This is a genomic window from Cetobacterium sp. (genome assembly GCF_048470075.1).
In the GTDB taxonomy this organism is placed as follows: domain Bacteria; phylum Fusobacteriota; class Fusobacteriia; order Fusobacteriales; family Fusobacteriaceae; genus Cetobacterium_A.
Genome location: NZ_DBGBQB010000097.1, coordinates 1 through 17,593, shown reverse-complemented (window position 1 = coordinate 17,593; position 17,593 = coordinate 1). Strand labels below are relative to the sequence as shown.

At 32.2% G+C, this 17,593-nt stretch carries 13 protein-coding genes, 2 tRNA genes and 1 riboswitch; of the genes, 1 reads left to right on the top strand and 14 read right to left on the bottom strand.

The window, feature by feature from the left end; translation table 11 throughout:
* Positions 1 to 213 precede the first annotated feature (213 nt).
* Entirely contained in the window at positions 214 to 720 is a 507-nt protein-coding gene (locus tag ACMOUI_RS03720; RefSeq protein WP_418964396.1) for an OmpH family outer membrane protein, read from the top strand.
* 87 nt (positions 721 to 807) lie between these two features.
* On the opposite strand, the gene ACMOUI_RS03715 is transcribed toward ACMOUI_RS03720, so the two are convergent.
* The 14 genes from ACMOUI_RS03715 to ACMOUI_RS03650 form a co-directional block, all read right to left on the bottom strand.
* Positions 808 to 883, bottom strand: a tRNA-Val gene (locus ACMOUI_RS03715).
* 3 nt (positions 884 to 886) lie between these two features.
* Positions 887 to 961: transfer RNA gene (locus ACMOUI_RS03710), tRNA-Glu, on the bottom strand.
* 72 nt (positions 962 to 1,033) lie between these two features.
* Positions 1,034 to 1,390, bottom strand: coding sequence for an arsenate reductase family protein (locus ACMOUI_RS03705; protein WP_418964395.1), 357 nt, complete (start codon positions 1,388 to 1,390; stop codon positions 1,034 to 1,036).
* A gap of 80 nt (positions 1,391 to 1,470) precedes the next feature.
* Positions 1,471 to 2,625: a methionine adenosyltransferase gene (metK, locus tag ACMOUI_RS03700; protein ID WP_418964394.1), complete on the bottom strand. Its 1,155-nt coding sequence runs from the start codon at positions 2,623 to 2,625 to the stop codon at positions 1,471 to 1,473.
* 83 nt (positions 2,626 to 2,708) lie between these two features.
* Positions 2,709 to 2,796, bottom strand: a riboswitch (SAM riboswitch).
* Between the two features lie 53 nt (positions 2,797 to 2,849).
* Positions 2,850 to 4,925 carry a glycine--tRNA ligase subunit beta gene (gene glyS / locus ACMOUI_RS03695; RefSeq protein ID WP_418964393.1) on the bottom strand — a complete coding sequence of 692 codons (2,076 nt, stop codon included), beginning with the start codon at positions 4,923 to 4,925 and terminating at the stop codon, positions 2,850 to 2,852.
* 25 nt (positions 4,926 to 4,950) lie between these two features.
* Positions 4,951 to 5,823: a glycine--tRNA ligase subunit alpha gene (gene glyQ / locus ACMOUI_RS03690; protein ID WP_418964392.1), complete on the bottom strand. Its 873-nt coding sequence runs from the start codon at positions 5,821 to 5,823 to the stop codon at positions 4,951 to 4,953.
* Between the two features lie 11 nt (positions 5,824 to 5,834).
* Positions 5,835 to 6,293, bottom strand: coding sequence for a signal peptidase II (gene lspA / locus ACMOUI_RS03685; protein WP_418964391.1), 459 nt, complete (start codon positions 6,291 to 6,293; stop codon positions 5,835 to 5,837).
* Between the two features lie 19 nt (positions 6,294 to 6,312).
* Positions 6,313 to 9,108 carry an isoleucine--tRNA ligase gene (ileS, locus tag ACMOUI_RS03680; RefSeq protein ID WP_418964390.1) on the bottom strand — a complete coding sequence of 932 codons (2,796 nt, stop codon included), beginning with the start codon at positions 9,106 to 9,108 and terminating at the stop codon, positions 6,313 to 6,315.
* On the bottom strand, positions 9,108 to 11,447 hold the full coding sequence (locus ACMOUI_RS03675; RefSeq protein ID WP_418964389.1) for a HAMP domain-containing sensor histidine kinase: 2,340 nt from the start codon (positions 11,445 to 11,447) through the stop codon (positions 9,108 to 9,110). The genes ileS and ACMOUI_RS03675 overlap by 1 nt, the downstream gene beginning before the upstream one ends.
* Before the next feature lie 3 nt (positions 11,448 to 11,450).
* Positions 11,451 to 13,616: a Tex family protein gene (locus tag ACMOUI_RS03670; RefSeq protein ID WP_418964388.1), complete on the bottom strand. Its 2,166-nt coding sequence runs from the start codon at positions 13,614 to 13,616 to the stop codon at positions 11,451 to 11,453.
* 114 nt (positions 13,617 to 13,730) lie between these two features.
* Entirely contained in the window at positions 13,731 to 13,994 is a 264-nt protein-coding gene (gene rpsP / locus ACMOUI_RS03665) for a 30S ribosomal protein S16 (protein WP_023051405.1), read from the bottom strand.
* Positions 13,995 to 14,057: 63 nt separating this feature from the next.
* Complete coding sequence (ffh, locus tag ACMOUI_RS03660; protein WP_418964387.1) at positions 14,058 to 15,401, bottom strand: signal recognition particle protein; 1,344 nt, start codon at positions 15,399 to 15,401, stop codon at positions 14,058 to 14,060.
* Positions 15,402 to 15,413: 12 nt separating this feature from the next.
* The gene (gene ylxM, locus ACMOUI_RS03655) at positions 15,414 to 15,725 is read right to left on the bottom strand and encodes a YlxM family DNA-binding protein (RefSeq protein WP_418964386.1); all 312 of its coding nucleotides are present in this window, start codon (positions 15,723 to 15,725) and stop codon (positions 15,414 to 15,416) included.
* A gap of 174 nt (positions 15,726 to 15,899) precedes the next feature.
* Entirely contained in the window at positions 15,900 to 17,570 is a 1,671-nt protein-coding gene (locus ACMOUI_RS03650) for a cache domain-containing sensor histidine kinase (protein ID WP_418964385.1), read from the bottom strand.
* Positions 17,571 to 17,593 lie beyond the last annotated feature (23 nt).

Here is a 17,593-nt window from a genome sequence, read left to right as displayed (position 1 = left end):
ATATATCAACATCAATACAACGGCTACTGTTAATAAAAACTTTCGATAGTATAGTGAAAGTCCAATACCAAACATCTGTATTAAAAGTAAGAATATCTTAAGTTTTTTATTCAATTTTCCACCCTCTTTTATATTTTTCTTTTAAATATTATATCAAATATTAACAAAATAATGTATAATAAGAATAAAATTCCACAAAAAGGAGTAAATTATATGAATGTTTTATTTCTATTGCTTTTTATGACCACTTCAGCCTTTGCACTCAACATTGGAGTTATTGATTCCGAATATATCTTTAGCCAATACAATAAGCGTTTTGAAATGGAAGAAAAACTTGAGAATAAAAGATTGGAACTAAATTCAGAGATTGAAGGTCTAAGACAAAGCTTATTAGAACAGGAAAAAATCATAAAGTCAAAATCAAAAATAACAGAGGATGACAAAAATAAACTGTTAGACTTAAAAAAACAATTTCAAGAAAAAATCGAAACTTCAGAGAGAACTTTCCAAGAGGATCAACAGAATTTTATATATGACATAAAATTTGAGATTGATTCAGTTGCTATTTTAATTGGAAAACAGAAAAATTTGGAGATGGTTATTGAAAAAAGTGCAACAATTTATGGTGGAGTAGATTTAACTGAGGATGTAATTAACTTTTTGAACAACAAAGAATCTTATAAACTAGATACAACTAATCTATTAAAAAAGCAGCTGTGAAGAAGGTTATAAATGTAATTATAGCCTTTTTTTTATGATTTTTATTTGAATAAAAAAAAAGCACTTACGTGCTTTAAGTTACTTAAATGGTGGAAACAACTGGACTTGAACCAGTGACCCCCTGCTTGTAAGGCAGGTGCTCTCCCAACTGAGCTATGCTTCCAAATGGTACCCCGTAGGGGAATCGAACCCCTGTTTATAGAGTGAAAATCTATTGTCCTTACCACTGAACGAACGGGGCAACTTCGCGCTTTTTGCGTCGTTGCTACATAATAATAGTACCATTTTTTTTATAAAATGTCAACATAATTTTTTATTTTTTTAAAATTTCCCACTCTTTTTCTTTAAACCCTATTAACACCATATCTTTTCCTATTAATAGAGGTCTTTTTACAAGCATTCCATTTGTAGATAGAATATCTAAAAGTTCATCTTCACTATCTTTTGCTACTCTTTCCTTTAGATTCATCTCTCTATATAAGATTCCACTTGTGTTAAAGAATCTTTTTATAGGCTGCCCACTTAAATCAATCCATTTTTTTAACTCCTCTTTTGTTGGATTGTTTTCAACAATATGTCTAGACTCAAATTCAACTCCATTTTCCTCTAACCACTTTCTTGCTTTTATACATGTTGAGCACTTTGGATAATTTACAAATAAATACTTCATATCTCATCTCCTTTTTTTTCTATAGCTTACCACTAAAATATAAAAAAGGGAAGAATAAACTTCCCTTTTTTTGTATACTATTATCTATTTAAATATTTTTTTAGCTCTTCGACTTTATCTACTCTCTCCCAAGGTAAATCTAAATCTGTTCTTCCAATATGTCCAAAAGCAGCTAAATCTTGGTAGTTAAACTTACCACTTCTCAACTCTAAATCTCTTTCAATCCCTCTTGGAGTTAAATCAAATACTTTTTGAACAGCTTCAGCTAATTTTATTTCGTCCACTTTTCCTGTTCCAAATGTCTCCACTTTTATTGATGTAGGCTCAGCTACTCCAATAGCGTATGATAATTGAACTTCACACTTATCTGCTAAATCTGCTGCTACAATATTTTTAGCAACCCATCTAGCAGCATATGCTGCTGATCTATCAACTTTAGATGGATCCTTTCCAGAGAAAGCTCCTCCACCATGTCTAAAGAATCCTCCATAAGTATCTACTATTATCTTTCTTCCAGTTAAACCAGTATCACCATGTGGTCCTCCAATTACGAATCTTCCTGTAGGGTTGATATGGTAATTTTTTACATCCTCAGTGCTTAAGTTATATGATTCTAAAACTGGCTTAATTACTAGTTCTTTAATATCTTGGTGAATCTGCTCTTGAGTTGCCTCTGGGTTATGTTGAACTGATACAACAACAGTATCCACTCCCACAATTTTTCCATTTTCATCATAAGCTAATGTAACCTGTGATTTTGCATCTGGTCTTGCCCAAAGAAGATCTTTTGATCTTGTTAATCTTGTTAATTTTACAATTATCTCTCTTGCTAAAACTAATGCTAAAGGCATTAGTTCTGGAGTTTCTTTTACAGCTCCTCCAAACATGATACCTTGGTCTCCTGCTCCACCAATATCTACTCCCATAGCTATATCTGGAGATTGTGAGTGAATTGCATTCAATACTCCACAGTCTGCGTCAAATCCCATTCCATTTTTATAACCGATCTCATTAATCTTATTTCTAACTATATCCTGTATATCTATATAAGTTGTCGTTGTAATCTCTCCACCAACAACTACCTGTCCTGTTGTACAAAATACTTCACATGCTACTCTTGCTGCTGGATCATTTTTTATACATGCATCTAATACCGCGTCTGATATTTGGTCTGCTATCTTGTCTGGATGTCCTGGTGATACACACTCCGATGTGAAATAAATTAAATTCTTCATTGTTTCCTCCTAATTATTTATCAAAAGAGATAAAAAAAGCCTTTTATCTCTCCAGAAAGATAAAAGGCTTTGAGATCCTCTATAAGTCATCTTTCTGGAATTAGCACCACACCTCTTAGGTAGGTTGCTGAAACGTCATAGGGCCAGTCCCTCAGTCTCTCTTGATGATTTTGTTTTTTATGACTAAATTATATCGTATTCGTATTATTTAGTCAATATTTTTTTTATTTTTTCTCTTCAATTAAAGTTAAATTAACCATTTTATTGAAAATTGTTGCTATATAGTTAAGTTGTGATAATCTATTATTTTTTATAGCCTCATCCTTATCCATTACCATTATAGATTCAAAATATCTATTTATTACATCCTCTGTTGATAATAGCACATTTAGATATCCTATATAGTTTTTAGCAACTAACATCTCTTTTGCGTCTCTTGCTACCTCTTGAGATTTATTAAATAACTCTTTTTCTACCTCTTCCTTTAGAAGATCAGAATCAACAATTACTCCCTCAAATCCTTTAGAGATGTTTCCAACTCTTTTCATCAGTGATACTAGATTGTTAAAGCTATCCATTTTTGCAAACTCATCCACAGCTTTTATTCTCAACAGTGTATCCACTAGATTATCAAAACTCTTATCCACAACTGCAGATACGATATCCTTAGAGTATCCCATCTCTGTAAATACATTTAAAGCTCTCTGTTTAAAGAAATCCATCACTTCATTTAATACTTCAGCCTTATCTCTTTTTAAAACTCCCTCTGCTGATAGAGTATCTAAAGCTCTCTCAACTAAAGTTTTTAAAGAGATATTTAAGTTTGAATCTAAAATGATATTTACAATTCCTAAAGCTGCTCTTCTTAAAGCAAATGGGTCTTTAGATCCACTTGGAATAATTCCAACTCCAAAACATCCACATAGAGTATCTATTCTATCTGAAATTCCAGCTATAACTCCCTCTACACCTTTTGGTAAAAGGTCTCCTTGGTATCTTGGATAGTAGTGCTCCTCAATCCCTTTAGCCACTAGTTCTGACTCTCCAGATTTTAAAGCATAATCTGCTCCCATGAACCCTTGAAGTTTTGTAAACTCTTTCTCACCAATCATGTTAGATACCAAGTCAGCTTTAGCTAGTAGAATTGTTCTTTCAATTGTTTCTCTTCTGCTCTCCATTCCAGTAGCTTCTATTAAATAATCAGCTATTTTTTTAGATCTTTCAATCTTATTATAAATAGTTCCTAAATCTTTTTGGAATACAACTTGCTTTAACTTCTCTACATTTTCCACTAAAGGCTTCTTTAAATCTTCATGATAGAAGAATCTAGCATCTGCAAGTCTTGCTGATAACACTTTTTCATTTCCTTTTCTAACTTGCTCTGAATCCTCAATTCCATTTCTTATAACTACAAACTTAGGTAAAAGTTTTCCTTCTAAATCTAAAATTGGGAAATATCTTTGGTGTACTTGCATAGATATGATTAGAACATCTTGAGGTACCTCTAAGAAATCAGAATTAAATGTTCCCACTATTGGGAATGGATACTCCACTAAGTTGGCAACCTCTTTCAATAACTCCTCATCTATTAATACTTGCTCATTAGCCTCTTGACAGTTCTCTTTAATAAGTTTTTTTATTAAACTCTTTCTCTCTTCAACATCTATGATTACGTTGTTTTCTTTAATTTTTTCAAAATATTCATCTATAGTTGAAACTTCAAAGTTTTGCCCAAAGAATCTATGCCCTCTTGATGCTCTTCCACTTTTAATTCCCTCTATCTCAAAGTTTACTACCTCATTATCCACTAGAGCTAAAAACCATTGAATTGGTCTAGCAAACTTTAACTTTTTCTCTCCCCACTTCATTGATTTTGGGAAGTTTACCTCTAGTACTAACTCTTTTAAAAGATCTGAAAGTAGAGCTTTAGTACACTCACCTTTTAAAAACTTTCTAACTGCTATGTACTCACCTTTTGGTGTTTCAATAATTTCTAAATCAGTAGCTTCCACTCCTTGAGATTTAGCAAATCCCAATCCTGCTCTTGAAATCTCTCCATTCTCACCAAAAGCTACCTGTTTAGCTGGCCCCATATTTAGAATATCTAAATCTTCCTGAGTCTCTGCCAATCCTTCCACTAAAATTACAAGTCTTCTTGGTGTTCCAAAAGTTTTTATCTCATCAAATTTTATTCTTTTTTCATTTAACTTACCTTCTAAGTTTTCCTTCATCTCTTTTAGAGTTTGAACAAGGAATCTTGCAGGTAACTCTTCCATTCCTATTTCAAAAAGTAATCTCACTTTCTATTCCTCCTCTTTTTTCCTTTTACTTTTTCTTCAGTAAAGGATATCCTAGTTCTTTTCTATTTTGTACAAATACCTCTGCACATCTTTTAGCTAGGTTTCTAACTCTTAAGATATAAGCCATTCTCTCTGTTGTAGATATAGCTCCTCTTGAGTCTAGAACGTTGAATGTGTGAGAACATTTTAAAACATAGTCGTATGCTGGCATTACTAGATTCTCATTTAAAGCTCTATCTGCCTCTTTCTCATAGTCATCAAACCATCTGAAATGGCTTTCTAAATCTGCTACTTCAAATGAATATTTAGAGTTCTCATACTCATATTGATATCTCATATCACCATATTTAATTCCAGGTGCCCACTCTAAATCATATACATTCTCTTTATTTTGAATATATAGTGCTAATCTTTCTAGTCCATATGTTATCTCTACTGGTACAACATCTAGTTCCAGTCCTCCAACTTGTTGGAAATATGTGAACTGAGTTACTTCCATTCCATCTAACCATACTTCCCAACCTAATCCCCAAGCTCCTAATGTTGGTGACTCCCAGTCATCCTCAACAAAACGGATATCATGCTTTAAAGGATCGATTCCTAAAACTTTTAATGATTCTAAATAAAGCTCTTGAATATTATCTGGTGATGGTTTCATTATCACCTGAAATTGATGGTGTTGATAAACTCTATTTGGATTTTCTCCATATCTTCCATCTTTTGGTCTTCTTGATGGCTCTACATATGCTACATTCCATGGCTCTGGTCCCAAAGACATTAAAAATGTATTTGGATTAAATGTTCCAGCTCCTGTTTCTATATCGTATGGATTTCCAATGATACACCCTTTTGAACTCCAATACTGTTGAAGAGCAAATATCATCTCTTGAAATGTCATTTCACTTCCTCCTAATTTTTCTTTTTCCTTTTACTGTCTAATAAGCTATCTAATATTATTAGAATAACCCCTATATTTATCCAAACATCAGCTAGATTAAATACGAATACCCATACTCCTCTAAAGTCAATCATATCAATAACAAAGCCTCTATAGACTCTATCAATTATATTTCCAATTGCTCCACCTAAAATAAATGAATACCCTATTTTTTCTATAACTGAAATTTTTTTTCTATTCTTAAAAAAATAAAATCCCAATCCAATTATTACAACAATCGTTAAAATAGAGATTATATCTAATTTTCCTTGAAACATTCCAAAAGCTATGCCTCTATTTTTTACATAAGTAAGATGGAAAAACTCTCCCACAATGGGGAAAGTTTCTCCTTCTACTAACCAAGTGTCTATTTCATATTTGGATATCTGATCTAAAAAAACTAATAAAAATATTATCCCTATATATAACACAGCTCACCTCTTTGAATAATTAATCAACTAGCGCTGATGTACATCTTGGACATACTGTTGGATGCTCTGGATTAGTTCCTAGCTCTGTTGAGTATTTCCAACATCTTTCACACTTTTCTCCATCTGCATGTTCAACTTTTACAAATAAAGCCTCTTGCTCCTCACCTTTTACAAATGAATCATCTTTTTCATCAACAATTACCAATTGAGAAACGATAAATACTTCCTCTAAAACCTCTTTATTATCTTTTAAGAATTTAGCTAACTCTGCATTGTCAGCAGCTAAAATAACTTTTGCATCTAAAGAGTTTCCTATTATTTTGTTTTCACCTTGTCTTGCTAACTCTAGTGTTTTATTAACATCTTTTCTTAATTTTACAATCTCTTCCCACTTTGTATCTAACTCATCATTTATGTATTGATCATTATTTACATACCAGTCAGTTAATAGAACTGATTCAGAATCCTTTAAAGACTCTGGTAAAGTTTCCCAAATCTCTTCAGCTGTGAAAGATAGGATTGGTGCAACCATTTTTGTCAATGTTACAAGAACTTCTGACATTACTGTTTGAGCCGCTCTTCTCTCTTTTGAATCCGCTTTTTCAGCGTATAATCTATCCTTGATTATATCTAAGTAGAAAGCTGACATATCGATTCCTGAGAAATAGTGAATCTCTTGGAATAGGTTATAGAACTCATATTTTTCATACGATTCTGTTACCACTCTTTTTAATCTCTCTAACTTATTTAATGCCCACTTATCGATTTCCATTAAGTCCTCATAAGCTACCGCATCTGTTGCTGGATTAAAGTCTGCTGAGTTTCCTAAAATATATCTAGCTGTATTTCTTACTCTTCTGTAAGCTTCAGCCATCTGTTTTAAAATATTATCAGATATTTTTACATCCTCTCTGTAATCAACTGATGCACACCATAATCTTAAGATATCAGCTCCATAAACTTTTATAACATCTTGAGGTGCAACAACGTTTCCTACAGACTTTGACATCTTTTTACCCTCTCCATCATTTACGAATCCGTGAGTTAATAACATCTTAAATGGAGCATCTCCTGTTGATCCTACAGATGTTAATAGAGATGTTTGGAACCATCCTCTATGCTGATCTGATCCCTCTAAGTATAGGTCTGCTGGTCTACGAAGTCCCTCTCTAGTCTCTAAAACTGATCTGTGAGAAACCCCTGAATCAAACCAAACGTCCATTATGTTTGTTTCTTTTCTTAACTCTATCCCTTTTAAGTTATATTTTTCTAATAACTCTTCTCCAATTAGCTCTTCAGCTGAGTATTTTACCCAAGCAGCTGAACCCTCTTTTTTAACGATTTCAATAACTCTATCTAAAATCTCTCTTTCAAAAATCTCTTTTCCTGTAGCTTCATTGTAGAATACTGGAATTGGTACTCCCCATGTTCTCTGTCTTGAGATACACCAGTCAGGTCTTGTTTCCAACATAGATCCAATTCTATTTCTTCCCCACTCTGGAACAAACTTAACGTCATCTAAAACTTTTAAAGCTTTTTCTCTTAAATCTGATCCTTCACATCTGATAAACCACTGCTCAGTAGCTCTAAAAATTACTGGAGTTTTTGATCTCCAATCATGTGGATAAGAGTGCTCAAACTCTTTGTAGCTCAATAGATGTCCTGTTCCTGTTAAGTATTCAGCTATAACTTTATTTGCTTTCTTATAGAATAATCCTGCAAATTGTCCTGCCTCTTCAGTTAGTACCCCTTTATTGTTGATTGGAGAGATGATTGGTAATCCATATCTAACTCCTACAACATAGTCATCCTGTCCATGTCCAGGCGCAGTGTGTACAACTCCTGTTCCCGCTTCTGCAGTTACGTGAGTTCCTAAAACAACTTTTCCTGTTCTCTCTAAGAATGGGTGCTTGTAAGTTAAGTTCTCTAAATCAGCTCCAAGGAACTCTTTAACTAGCTCCACCTCTTTTATACCCATATCATTAAACGCTCTATCTGCTAAAACTTTAGCTAAAATAAGGTTTCCTTTTTCTGTCTTATAGATTCCATATTCAAACTCTCCATTTAAAGCGATTCCTGTATTTGCAGGTAAAGTCCATGGAGTTGTTGTCCAAATTACTAGATATAATGGCTCTGTCATTTCTAACTTATCCATAATATCCTTATTTGCTTCCATCTTTACATAAATTGATGGCGATACATGGTTTTTATATTCAATCTCTGCTTCTGCTAGAGCTGTCTCTGTAACTGGAGACCAGTAGATTGGTTTTAATCCTTTGAAGATATATCCATTTTCATAAAGCTCTCCAAAAACCTCTAATTGTTTTGCTTCATACTCTGGATTTAAAGTTAGGTATGGATTATCCCACTCACCTAAAATTCCTAATCTTTGGAACCCTTCTTTTTGAATCTCTACCCATTTTTTAGCGTAGTTTGTACACTTCTCTCTAATTTCAAGAGGTGACATCTCTTTCATTTTTTCCCCTAACTCTTCGCTCACCTTTAACTCTATAGGCAATCCATGAGTATCCCATCCAGGAACATAAGGTACTGTATATCCAGATAATCTCTTATACTTTAAAATAATATCTTTTAATATTTTATTTAAAGCATGACCTATATGGATTCCACCGTTTGCGTATGGAGGTCCATCGTGAAGTATAAATGTTCTACTTCCCTTTTTTAATCCCTTTTCATAAATCTTTTCATCATCCCATTTTTTTAAGATGTTTGGTTCCTTCGTTGGTAAGTTTGCCCTCATTTGGAAACTTGTTTTCGGAAGGTTCAACGTTTTCCCGTAATCTCTTTCTTCCATTAGACTTCCTCCTTATATGCATTTAAAGTTATTTTTACTTCTGTACTGCTACCCTCTTCTGAGAAATGTTTTATTACTCCACCATGATCTTTTATTATTTTATGAACGAAAAATAATCCAAGTCCCAGTGTTTGTGGAGAGTAACTTATAAATGGTTCATATATATCTTCCAATTGTTTTGAAGATAATCCCATTCCATTGTCAATAATTTTTAATTCAATTTTTTCATTGATTTTTCTTTTTGATAGAATTATATCAATTCTTCTATTGCTTTGTTTATTTAATAGAGCATTATAAGCATTATCTATAAGCTCTTTTATAACTTTTTGAAGTTTTCTTCTGCTTCCTAAAACAGTACCACTAGTGGCATTGAAAAAGGATACAGAGATATTTTCACTTTTAAACTTTTGACTATATTCAATAATGGTTTCATTTATTATTTTATCCAATGAAACTCTTTCATACTTGTCATCAATCTCTTCTGAATATGCTCTTAGAGATTCATTATCCTCTTTTATTCTAGCTAAGTAAGGCTTGATTGTAGTCAATTCCGCTATTATCTTCTCTCCAGGATTCTCTGAATCAATACACTCCAATAGCTTCTCAACAACCTCTCCTCTCAATCTTAAGAATCTTTTTGCTAACTTTTCTATTGTTAGAACTCTTTGACTCTCTAGAATATCCAATCTTGTCTCTTTATTATTTATACCAATAGAGAAGTTCATAGAAAGTAGATTTAATAGCTCTAGCTCCTCCTGATTAATTCTTATATCTTTGGTATAGTTATCTACAACTATTACACCCGAGAATTTTCCAGCTCCATGAATTGGGAAAATAAAAAAGTTTTTCAACCCTATGGCCTTTAAAACATCATTTCCCAAATCATATTTATATCCCGCATCATTTTTATAGATAATTTTTTGTTCTCTAAAAGATTTAGCCAATAAATTTTCATTATTAATGGGAATTTTAGCAAATAGAACTAACTCTTTTAAGTTTTTCAATTGAAACTTAAATCCTTTTTTACTTTCCTCTGTTAAAGTTCTATTTATAGATATCTCCTCACCTATTAGGTAATCGTTCTCTCTACTATATCTAAAATACATAGCTCTACTATAACCTAAACCAACTTCAGAAGTAAATCCTGAAACCAATTTCTTTATAGTTTTAAACGTATCCTGCTCTATATTCATACCCATTAAAAGTTTATCAATGGCTTCAATTCTTTCAATGTTTCTAACTAACTCTTTATTTTGGATTGTTAAATCCTCCTGTGCTATATTTAGCTTTTCAATCATCTCTTTAAAAGAGATCGATAGAGAGCGAATCTCTCCTTGTCCAACCACTTTTATATCATCAACTCTTTCCCCTTTAGAGATTTGATCTGCCAAATCAGCTATCTGTGTAAGTGGCATCAGCAATTTTCTGAATACCTTACTTGAAATTGTTGAGCTTATAATCATAATCAGTAAAACTAAAACTCCTATATAGACAGATGTCATTAACTTTTCCTCTGTTAATCTCTCTTTGGAAAGAGAGATTACAAAACTTCCTAAATAACTATCATTATAACCTATTAAATTATAAATTCCAACATAATATGATAAACCATTTATTTTTTTATTTAAATAATAATTTTTATAGTCCTTTTTTAGTATCTCTCTATAAGTTCTATTTGAAAAGAAAAATTTAGCCTGTAATTCATCTTTATCTGGGACATTTGATACAAAATATACTCTGTCTTTTGAGCTGAGTTCCAACCCATCAGTTAAAGATGTTAAAAAATCCCGATTTATTGGAATTGACACCACTAAATAGTATGTTGTCATCTCATTTCCATATGGAATTACCACTCTACCATAAATTTTATCATCCACAGTGGCCAAATAGTATCCAGTCTCTTCAAACTCCTTTTTACTAGAAGTCTCAAGTAAAATATGGATATTATCTTTATTTAAAGTTCCTAAGTTATCTTTATTACCATACTCCCCTAATAACTCCCCCTCTGATGAGATAATAGTTATCACTGAATTATAATAATTTCTAAAATCCTCTTTTAGCAAATTATATTTTAGCATCTCTGCTATTTGCTGATTCCCTTCACTAATTCTATATTTTCCAATCTCTTTATAAACATCGTTTCTAATCTCTCCAAAATAGGATTTATAGTTCCCCATAAGGAGATTCATCTTATTTTTAGTTGTATCCTCTATTCTTTGCTCCATATCTTGAAAGGAGGTCAATATTACAACTATCGCGATCAAAATTGAAGTTAGAAATATTGCTATATCATTGTAAAAAATTATCTTTATTAACAAGGAATCTTTTCTTATTCTCATCCTCTAAAGCCCCTTTTTAGTTAATCCAACTCTTTCCCTTTCTCTGTCAATATCCTTTATTTTTACCTTTATAATCTGTCCCACTGAAAGAACTTTACTAGGATCATCTATAAACTTATCCGATATCTCAGAAATATGAAGTAATGCATCATTTTTTAGTCCTATATCTATGAATGCTCCAAACTTAACCACGTTTCTTACTGTTCCCTCTAATTCCATACCTGGTTGAAGATTATCTATTTTCAATATATCTGATTTTAAAAGAGGCTTTTGAATACTATCTCTAGGGTCCCTTCTCTCTTTAACTAGAGCCTCATATATATCTTTAACAGTTTCATAACCGTAGTTATTCTCTTCTGCAAATCCTTTATAATCAAATCCAACTAGGACTTCTTTAGCTTTGTTTAAATCACTTCCATATGCTTTTAAAGAAAGACCTACAGCCTTTAATATCTCCTCAGCTATTTTATATGACTCTGGGTGAATTATTGTGTTATCAAGAGTGTTCTCTCCATCTAGGATAACTAGGAATCCAGCCATCTGCTCATAGGCCTTAGCTCCCAATCCCTTTACTTTTAGTAACTCTTTTCTATTTTTAAAATTTCCATTCTCTTTTCTGTAGTCAACAATACCTTTTGCAACACTTTTCTTAACTCCAGAAACATATGACAGTAGTGCCCATGAAGCGGTATTTACATTTACCCCAACATTATTTACCACCAATTCAATAACTTCAGTTAGTGACTGATCCAATCTTTTTTGATTAACATCATGTTGATACATTCCAACACCAATTGATTTAGGGTCAATTTTTACTAACTCTGCCAACGGATCTTGAATTCTTCTTCCAATAGAGATTGCTCCTCTAACTGTTACATCTAAATCTGGGAACTCTTCCACTGCAATTTTTGAAGCTGAGTATATTGATGCTCCTGCCTCATTTCCAATTAGATATTTTACATCTTTATCCACTGTTTTTAAAACTTGAGCTACAAAGCTCTCAGTTTCTCTTGAAGCAGTACCATTTCCTATAACAACTATATCAATGTCATATTTTTTTATAAAATCTTTCATTTTTCTCTCTGCATCTTTTAACTGATTCTCATGATGCATCTCTTTTACTAGATAAAACACTGTGTTCTCTCTAAAAAATCCATTTTTATCAATTACTGCAACTTTGCACCCTGTTCTATACCCTGGGTCTAGAGCCAAGATATTTTTTTCGTTAAGTGGTGGTTGCATTAAAAGATTTTTTAAGTTTTCTTTAAATACTACAATAGCTTCATCTTCAGCCTTTTCTGTTAATATGTTTCTAACTTCTCTCTCAATAGAAGGTAAAATTAGTCTATCTAAAGCATCAATAACAATCTCTTTGTGTAGTGGATTCAACTCTTTATTTTTAAAATCCTTTAAAAGGTATCCCTCTACTCTCTCTCTATCTCTCTCTTCAAAGTTTAGAGAGATTGTTAATATTCCCTCATTTTCTCCTCTATTTAAAGCTAAAATTCTATGAGATAAAGCTTTATTTACAGGCTCTGTATACTCATAATAATCCTTATATATCTGTTTTGTATCAAGTTCCTCAGCTTTCTTGCTCTTTTTAGCTACAATACTAGCTTTTTTTAGCATCTCCTCTCTTAGTCTCTCTCTGTATTCCAAAGTTTCAGATAAGTTTTGAGCCACAATAAGCTTAGCTCCCTCAATAGCTTTTTCTATACTCTCAACCTCTTCATTTATAAATAGTTGAGACTCTTTTTCAAGTTCATCCATCGATTTTAACTCATAGATTTTTTGAGCTAGAGGTTCTAATCCCTGCTCTTTAGCTATATCAGCCTTAGTTTTTCTCTTCTTCTTATAAGGAAAATACAAATCTTCAACTGTTTGAAGTTTTTCCGCTGAAATTATTTGGTTTTTTAACTCCTCAGTTAATTTACCCTGCTCCTCAATTAATCTGATAACCTCCTCTTTTCTTATCTCTAAGTTTCTTAGGTAAGCTATTAGTTCAGATATTTTCAAAATATTTGTTTCATCTAAATTTCCAGTAACTTCTTTTCTATATCTTGCTATAAACGGTACTGTTGAACCTTCATCCAAAAGTTTTACTGTATTTGTAATCTGTTCAATGTTTAATCCCGTTTCTTTTGCAATTCTATTAAAGAGTGTCTCCATTAATCCATCTCCTTTTCATAGTTGAATTTACCTTGTATTATACCATATTTTAATAATCAATGTCTAACACAAACAGAAAAAAAGGTGCCTTTTCAGGCACCTAAAGTTTTGCAATTAGTTTTTCTTTGCAGCTTCGAACTTTGCCCAAACTCCAGCTTTGTCTAATAAAGACTTAACTGTTCTTGTAGGTTGTGCTCCGTTCATAAGGAATTTTACGATCTCCTCTTCTTTAAGAGTTACTTTTCCTTCCTCTAATGGATAGTAGTTTCCTAAGTAAGCTACCGCTTTTCCATCTCTTCTTGATAAAGCTTCCATTGCAGCTATTCTGTATACAGGTCTCTTTTTGCTTCCCATTCTAGTTAATCTTAATTTTAACATTTAAAATCACTTCTCCTTTTATATTTCTATTTTTTTATTTTTGGTATTACTTCTAATCTCTATTTAAAATGGAAACTTCATTCCACCTTTTCTTCCACCCATTCCTGGAAGTTGTGGGAACTTTCCAGTTGAGAACATTTTCATCATCTCTCTCATCTGCTCAAATTGTTTCAATAACTTGTTTATATCTGAAACGTCTGTTCCACTACCCTTTGCTATTCTTTGTTTACGACTAGCTTTTAGTATCTCTGGCTTTTTTCTTTCCTCTCTAGTCATAGATTGGATAATGGCTTCAACTTTTTTCATCTCTTTCTCTGCTGGTGCTAAATCACCAATCTGTCCCATACCAGGAATCATTTTTAATATGCTTCCTAAAGAACCTAATTTTTTAATATTTTGTAGTTGTTTTAAGAAGTCATCTAAATCAAATTTTTGAGTTCTTATCTTCTCCTCAAGTGATTTAGCATCCTCTTCTCCTATCGCTTCCTGAGCTTTTTCAACCAGTGAAACAACATCTCCCATCCCTAGGATTCTCGAAGCTAATCTTTCTGGATGGAATAACTCTAAGTCATCTATTTTCTCTCCAGTTCCAACAAATTTTATTGGCTTTCCAACTACTGATTTAACAGATAACGCTGCTCCACCTCTAGTATCTCCATCAAACTTTGTAAGAACTACACCATCAATACTAAGCGCATTATTAAATGATTGTGCAAGATTTACTGCATCCTGTCCTATCATTGCGTCTACTACCAGTAGTATCTCCTGAGGTCTAACTACCTTCTTAACCTCTTTTAACTCTTCCATTAATTTTTCATCTATATGTAATCTTCCAGCAGTATCTATTATTAAATATGTTGCTCCAGCTTCTTTAGCTTTTTGTAATCCTCTTTCACAAATTCCAACAGCATCATTACTTCCTAATTCAAAGTAAACATCTACTCCAATTTGTTGAGCTAAAACTTCCAACTGTTTCATTGCGGCTGGTCTATATATATCCGCTCCAATTAAATATGGTTTTTCACCTTGTTTTTTTAAATATTTTGCCAATTTTCCAGCAAAAGTTGTTTTTCCCGCTCCTTGAAGTCCTGCAAGCATCACTACTGTAGGATTCTTAGCACTTTTTGTAAGTCTAGAGTTAGTTCCACCAAGTAGTTCTATTAACTCATCATTTACTATTTTTATAAATTGTTGCCCTGGGTTAATCCCTGTTAACACCTCAGAACCTATTGCTTTTTCTTGAATTTTAGCAACAAAATCTTTTACAACTTTATAGTTTACATCGGCCTCTAGTAAAGACATTCTAACTTCACGTAAAGCCTCTTTTATATTACTTTCGCTTAGTTTTCCATGACCTCTTACTTTTTTCATTATGTCTTGGAATCTATTTCCTAAATTTTCTAACATTGGCCACCCCTACTAAAAGTTTTTTTCGATTATTTTTTCTAGATTTTCGATTTTAAAATCTTTTTTTAAGCTCTCTAACTCAGCTAAAAGCTCCAGATCTCTCCTATAAAATCCTATCTTTTCTTCATAACCTCTTAAAATCTTTATTCCTCTTTTTATGTTATCATAGACAGCTTGTCTACTTACATTATACTTCTTTCCAATCTCAGTTAGAGAAAGATCTTCCTCGAAGTGCTCTAACAAATATTCTTTTTGTCTATCACTTAAAAGATTTCTATAATAGTCAAGCAGAATAGAGACTTCTAACATCTCATTCAATTCCATAATATCACCAACATATTATATATAAATCTACATTTTTTGTCAAGCATTTTTTCTTTACACACTTTCTGATTCCCCCATTTTTTTTATATCTTTACTCAATAAAAATATAGGCGATTCCTCTCTCCAACTAAAAATTGGAGGTATCCTCGCCTAAAAAATTATCATACTATCCTCTTACTTTAATAAAACTCCTCTATTAGGTAGAGTGATTATAACTCTAGCTCCCACTTTAATCTCTCTATCAACTCTCACTCCATATCCCTCTCCATAGTAAAACTTAACTCTTTTATTTACATTTTTTATTCCTACTCCACCCACTCTAATATTTTTTTGTCTATTTTCATTTTTAAATCCTACTCCATTGTCTTCCACAACAAGCTCTATCATTTCATTTAAAACTCTGGTATAAACAAGAATTTTTCCTCCATTTTTCACATTTCTAATCCCATGATATATGGCATTTTCCACAAGAGGTTGTAAAATTATTTTAGGTACTTCTAACTCCTTTAATTCTACATCTATATCAAACTCATACTCCAACTTCTCCTCATATCTTTGCTTTTGTATATATAGATACTCTTTAACATGTTCTATCTCCTCTTTCAGGGTTATCATCTCTCGCCCTTCACTCAAAGATATTCTAAAGAAACTTGCTAAAGATTTAGTTAGTAAAATCACTTTTTGAGTATCTTGAAACTCTGCCATCCACACAATTGTATCTAAAGTATTGTATAAAAAATGTGGATTGATTTGACTATATAGCGCATTAATCTCATACTCTCTAAGATAATTTATTTTGTCCACCATCTCATTAAAGTGCTTTTCTAAACTTAAAATCTCTTCACTAACATCACCTTTTAAAGATATTTTAGACAGATTATTGGAAAATTTTCGCACATGACTCTCTAACTCTTGAATTGGTTTTGTAATTCTCTTTAGTATAAAGATACTTATGACAACTGTTATTACAAGGGAAATCAAGCTACTAAAAATTATCATTTCAAAAAAATGGAGTTTTAAACTTTTAATCTCCTTTAAAAAAGATACTCCATACAATATCCAATTGGTATTTTTTATGGGATACCTTATAACTACTCTATTCTCCCTTTGATTATATCCTAAATCAATATTTTTAAAAGTTTCTAAATACTCTCTTTCACTCTCTTCACAAGGTATGTCTTTATGGTATACCACCCTCTTATTCTTATCAAAAATAACTATATCCTCATTTTTTTCCATGCCCTTTTCTTGTAAATACTCATGAAACACCTGATATTTCATGTCAATTAATAGAACCCCTAAATTTTCTCCACTCTCATTGCTTATCTCTCTACTCACTGAGACCACCCAATGATCCATATCATCCTGTGAAAACCTCTGTTTTCGTAGTGGATTTAGTACTGGCATATGGTTTTTTAATGCCTGTACATACCACTCCTCATTCATCATATCACTGGATACTTTCATATCTATCTCTTTTTCATTGGAGATTATAGCCCCATCTTTACGAATTAAAAGAATGGATTTTATATACGGATCTGTTGATAACACATTTTCCATCATATTTTTTATCTCTATTTTATTGGCGCTCTCTTCGCCCTCTAAATATCTATATACTTCACTATCCTTTGAAATAATCTCGCTCAGAGTTTTAATCTTATTTATATATAGCTCTATATAGTTTCCTCTTCTTTGAATACCCTCAGTTGTAGCTAAAATATTTTTTTTTATAATAAGAGTGCTGGAGCTAAAATAAAAAATCCCTCCTAAAAGAAGCACAAGTATTAGATTTGTTATTAAAAAATAAAATCCGATCTTTATATTTAAAGGTTTATTTATTTTCATTTTGTATTACCTGCTCTTTATAC

Coding starts and splice junctions, on each gene's coding strand:
- rpsP (WP_023051405.1), bottom strand. CDS start 13,994: ATGTTAAAATTAAGATTAACTAGAATGGGAAGCAAAAAGAGACCTGTA.
- metK (WP_418964394.1), bottom strand. CDS start 2,625: ATGAAGAATTTAATTTATTTCACATCGGAGTGTGTATCACCAGGACAT.
- ileS (WP_418964390.1), bottom strand. CDS start 9,108: ATGGAAGAAAGAGATTACGGGAAAACGTTGAACCTTCCGAAAACAAGT.
- ACMOUI_RS03670 (WP_418964388.1), bottom strand. CDS start 13,616: ATGGAGACACTCTTTAATAGAATTGCAAAAGAAACGGGATTAAACATT.
- ACMOUI_RS03705 (WP_418964395.1), bottom strand. CDS start 1,390: ATGAAGTATTTATTTGTAAATTATCCAAAGTGCTCAACATGTATAAAA.
- ACMOUI_RS03720 (WP_418964396.1), top strand. CDS start 214: ATGAATGTTTTATTTCTATTGCTTTTTATGACCACTTCAGCCTTTGCA.
- glyQ (WP_418964392.1), bottom strand. CDS start 5,823: ATGACATTTCAAGAGATGATATTTGCTCTTCAACAGTATTGGAGTTCA.
- ffh (WP_418964387.1), bottom strand. CDS start 15,401: ATGTTAGAAAATTTAGGAAATAGATTCCAAGACATAATGAAAAAAGTA.
- ACMOUI_RS03650 (WP_418964385.1), bottom strand. CDS start 17,570: ATGAAAATAAATAAACCTTTAAATATAAAGATCGGATTTTATTTTTTA.
- ylxM (WP_418964386.1), bottom strand. CDS start 15,725: ATGGAATTGAATGAGATGTTAGAAGTCTCTATTCTGCTTGACTATTAT.
- ACMOUI_RS03675 (WP_418964389.1), bottom strand. CDS start 11,447: ATGAGAATAAGAAAAGATTCCTTGTTAATAAAGATAATTTTTTACAAT.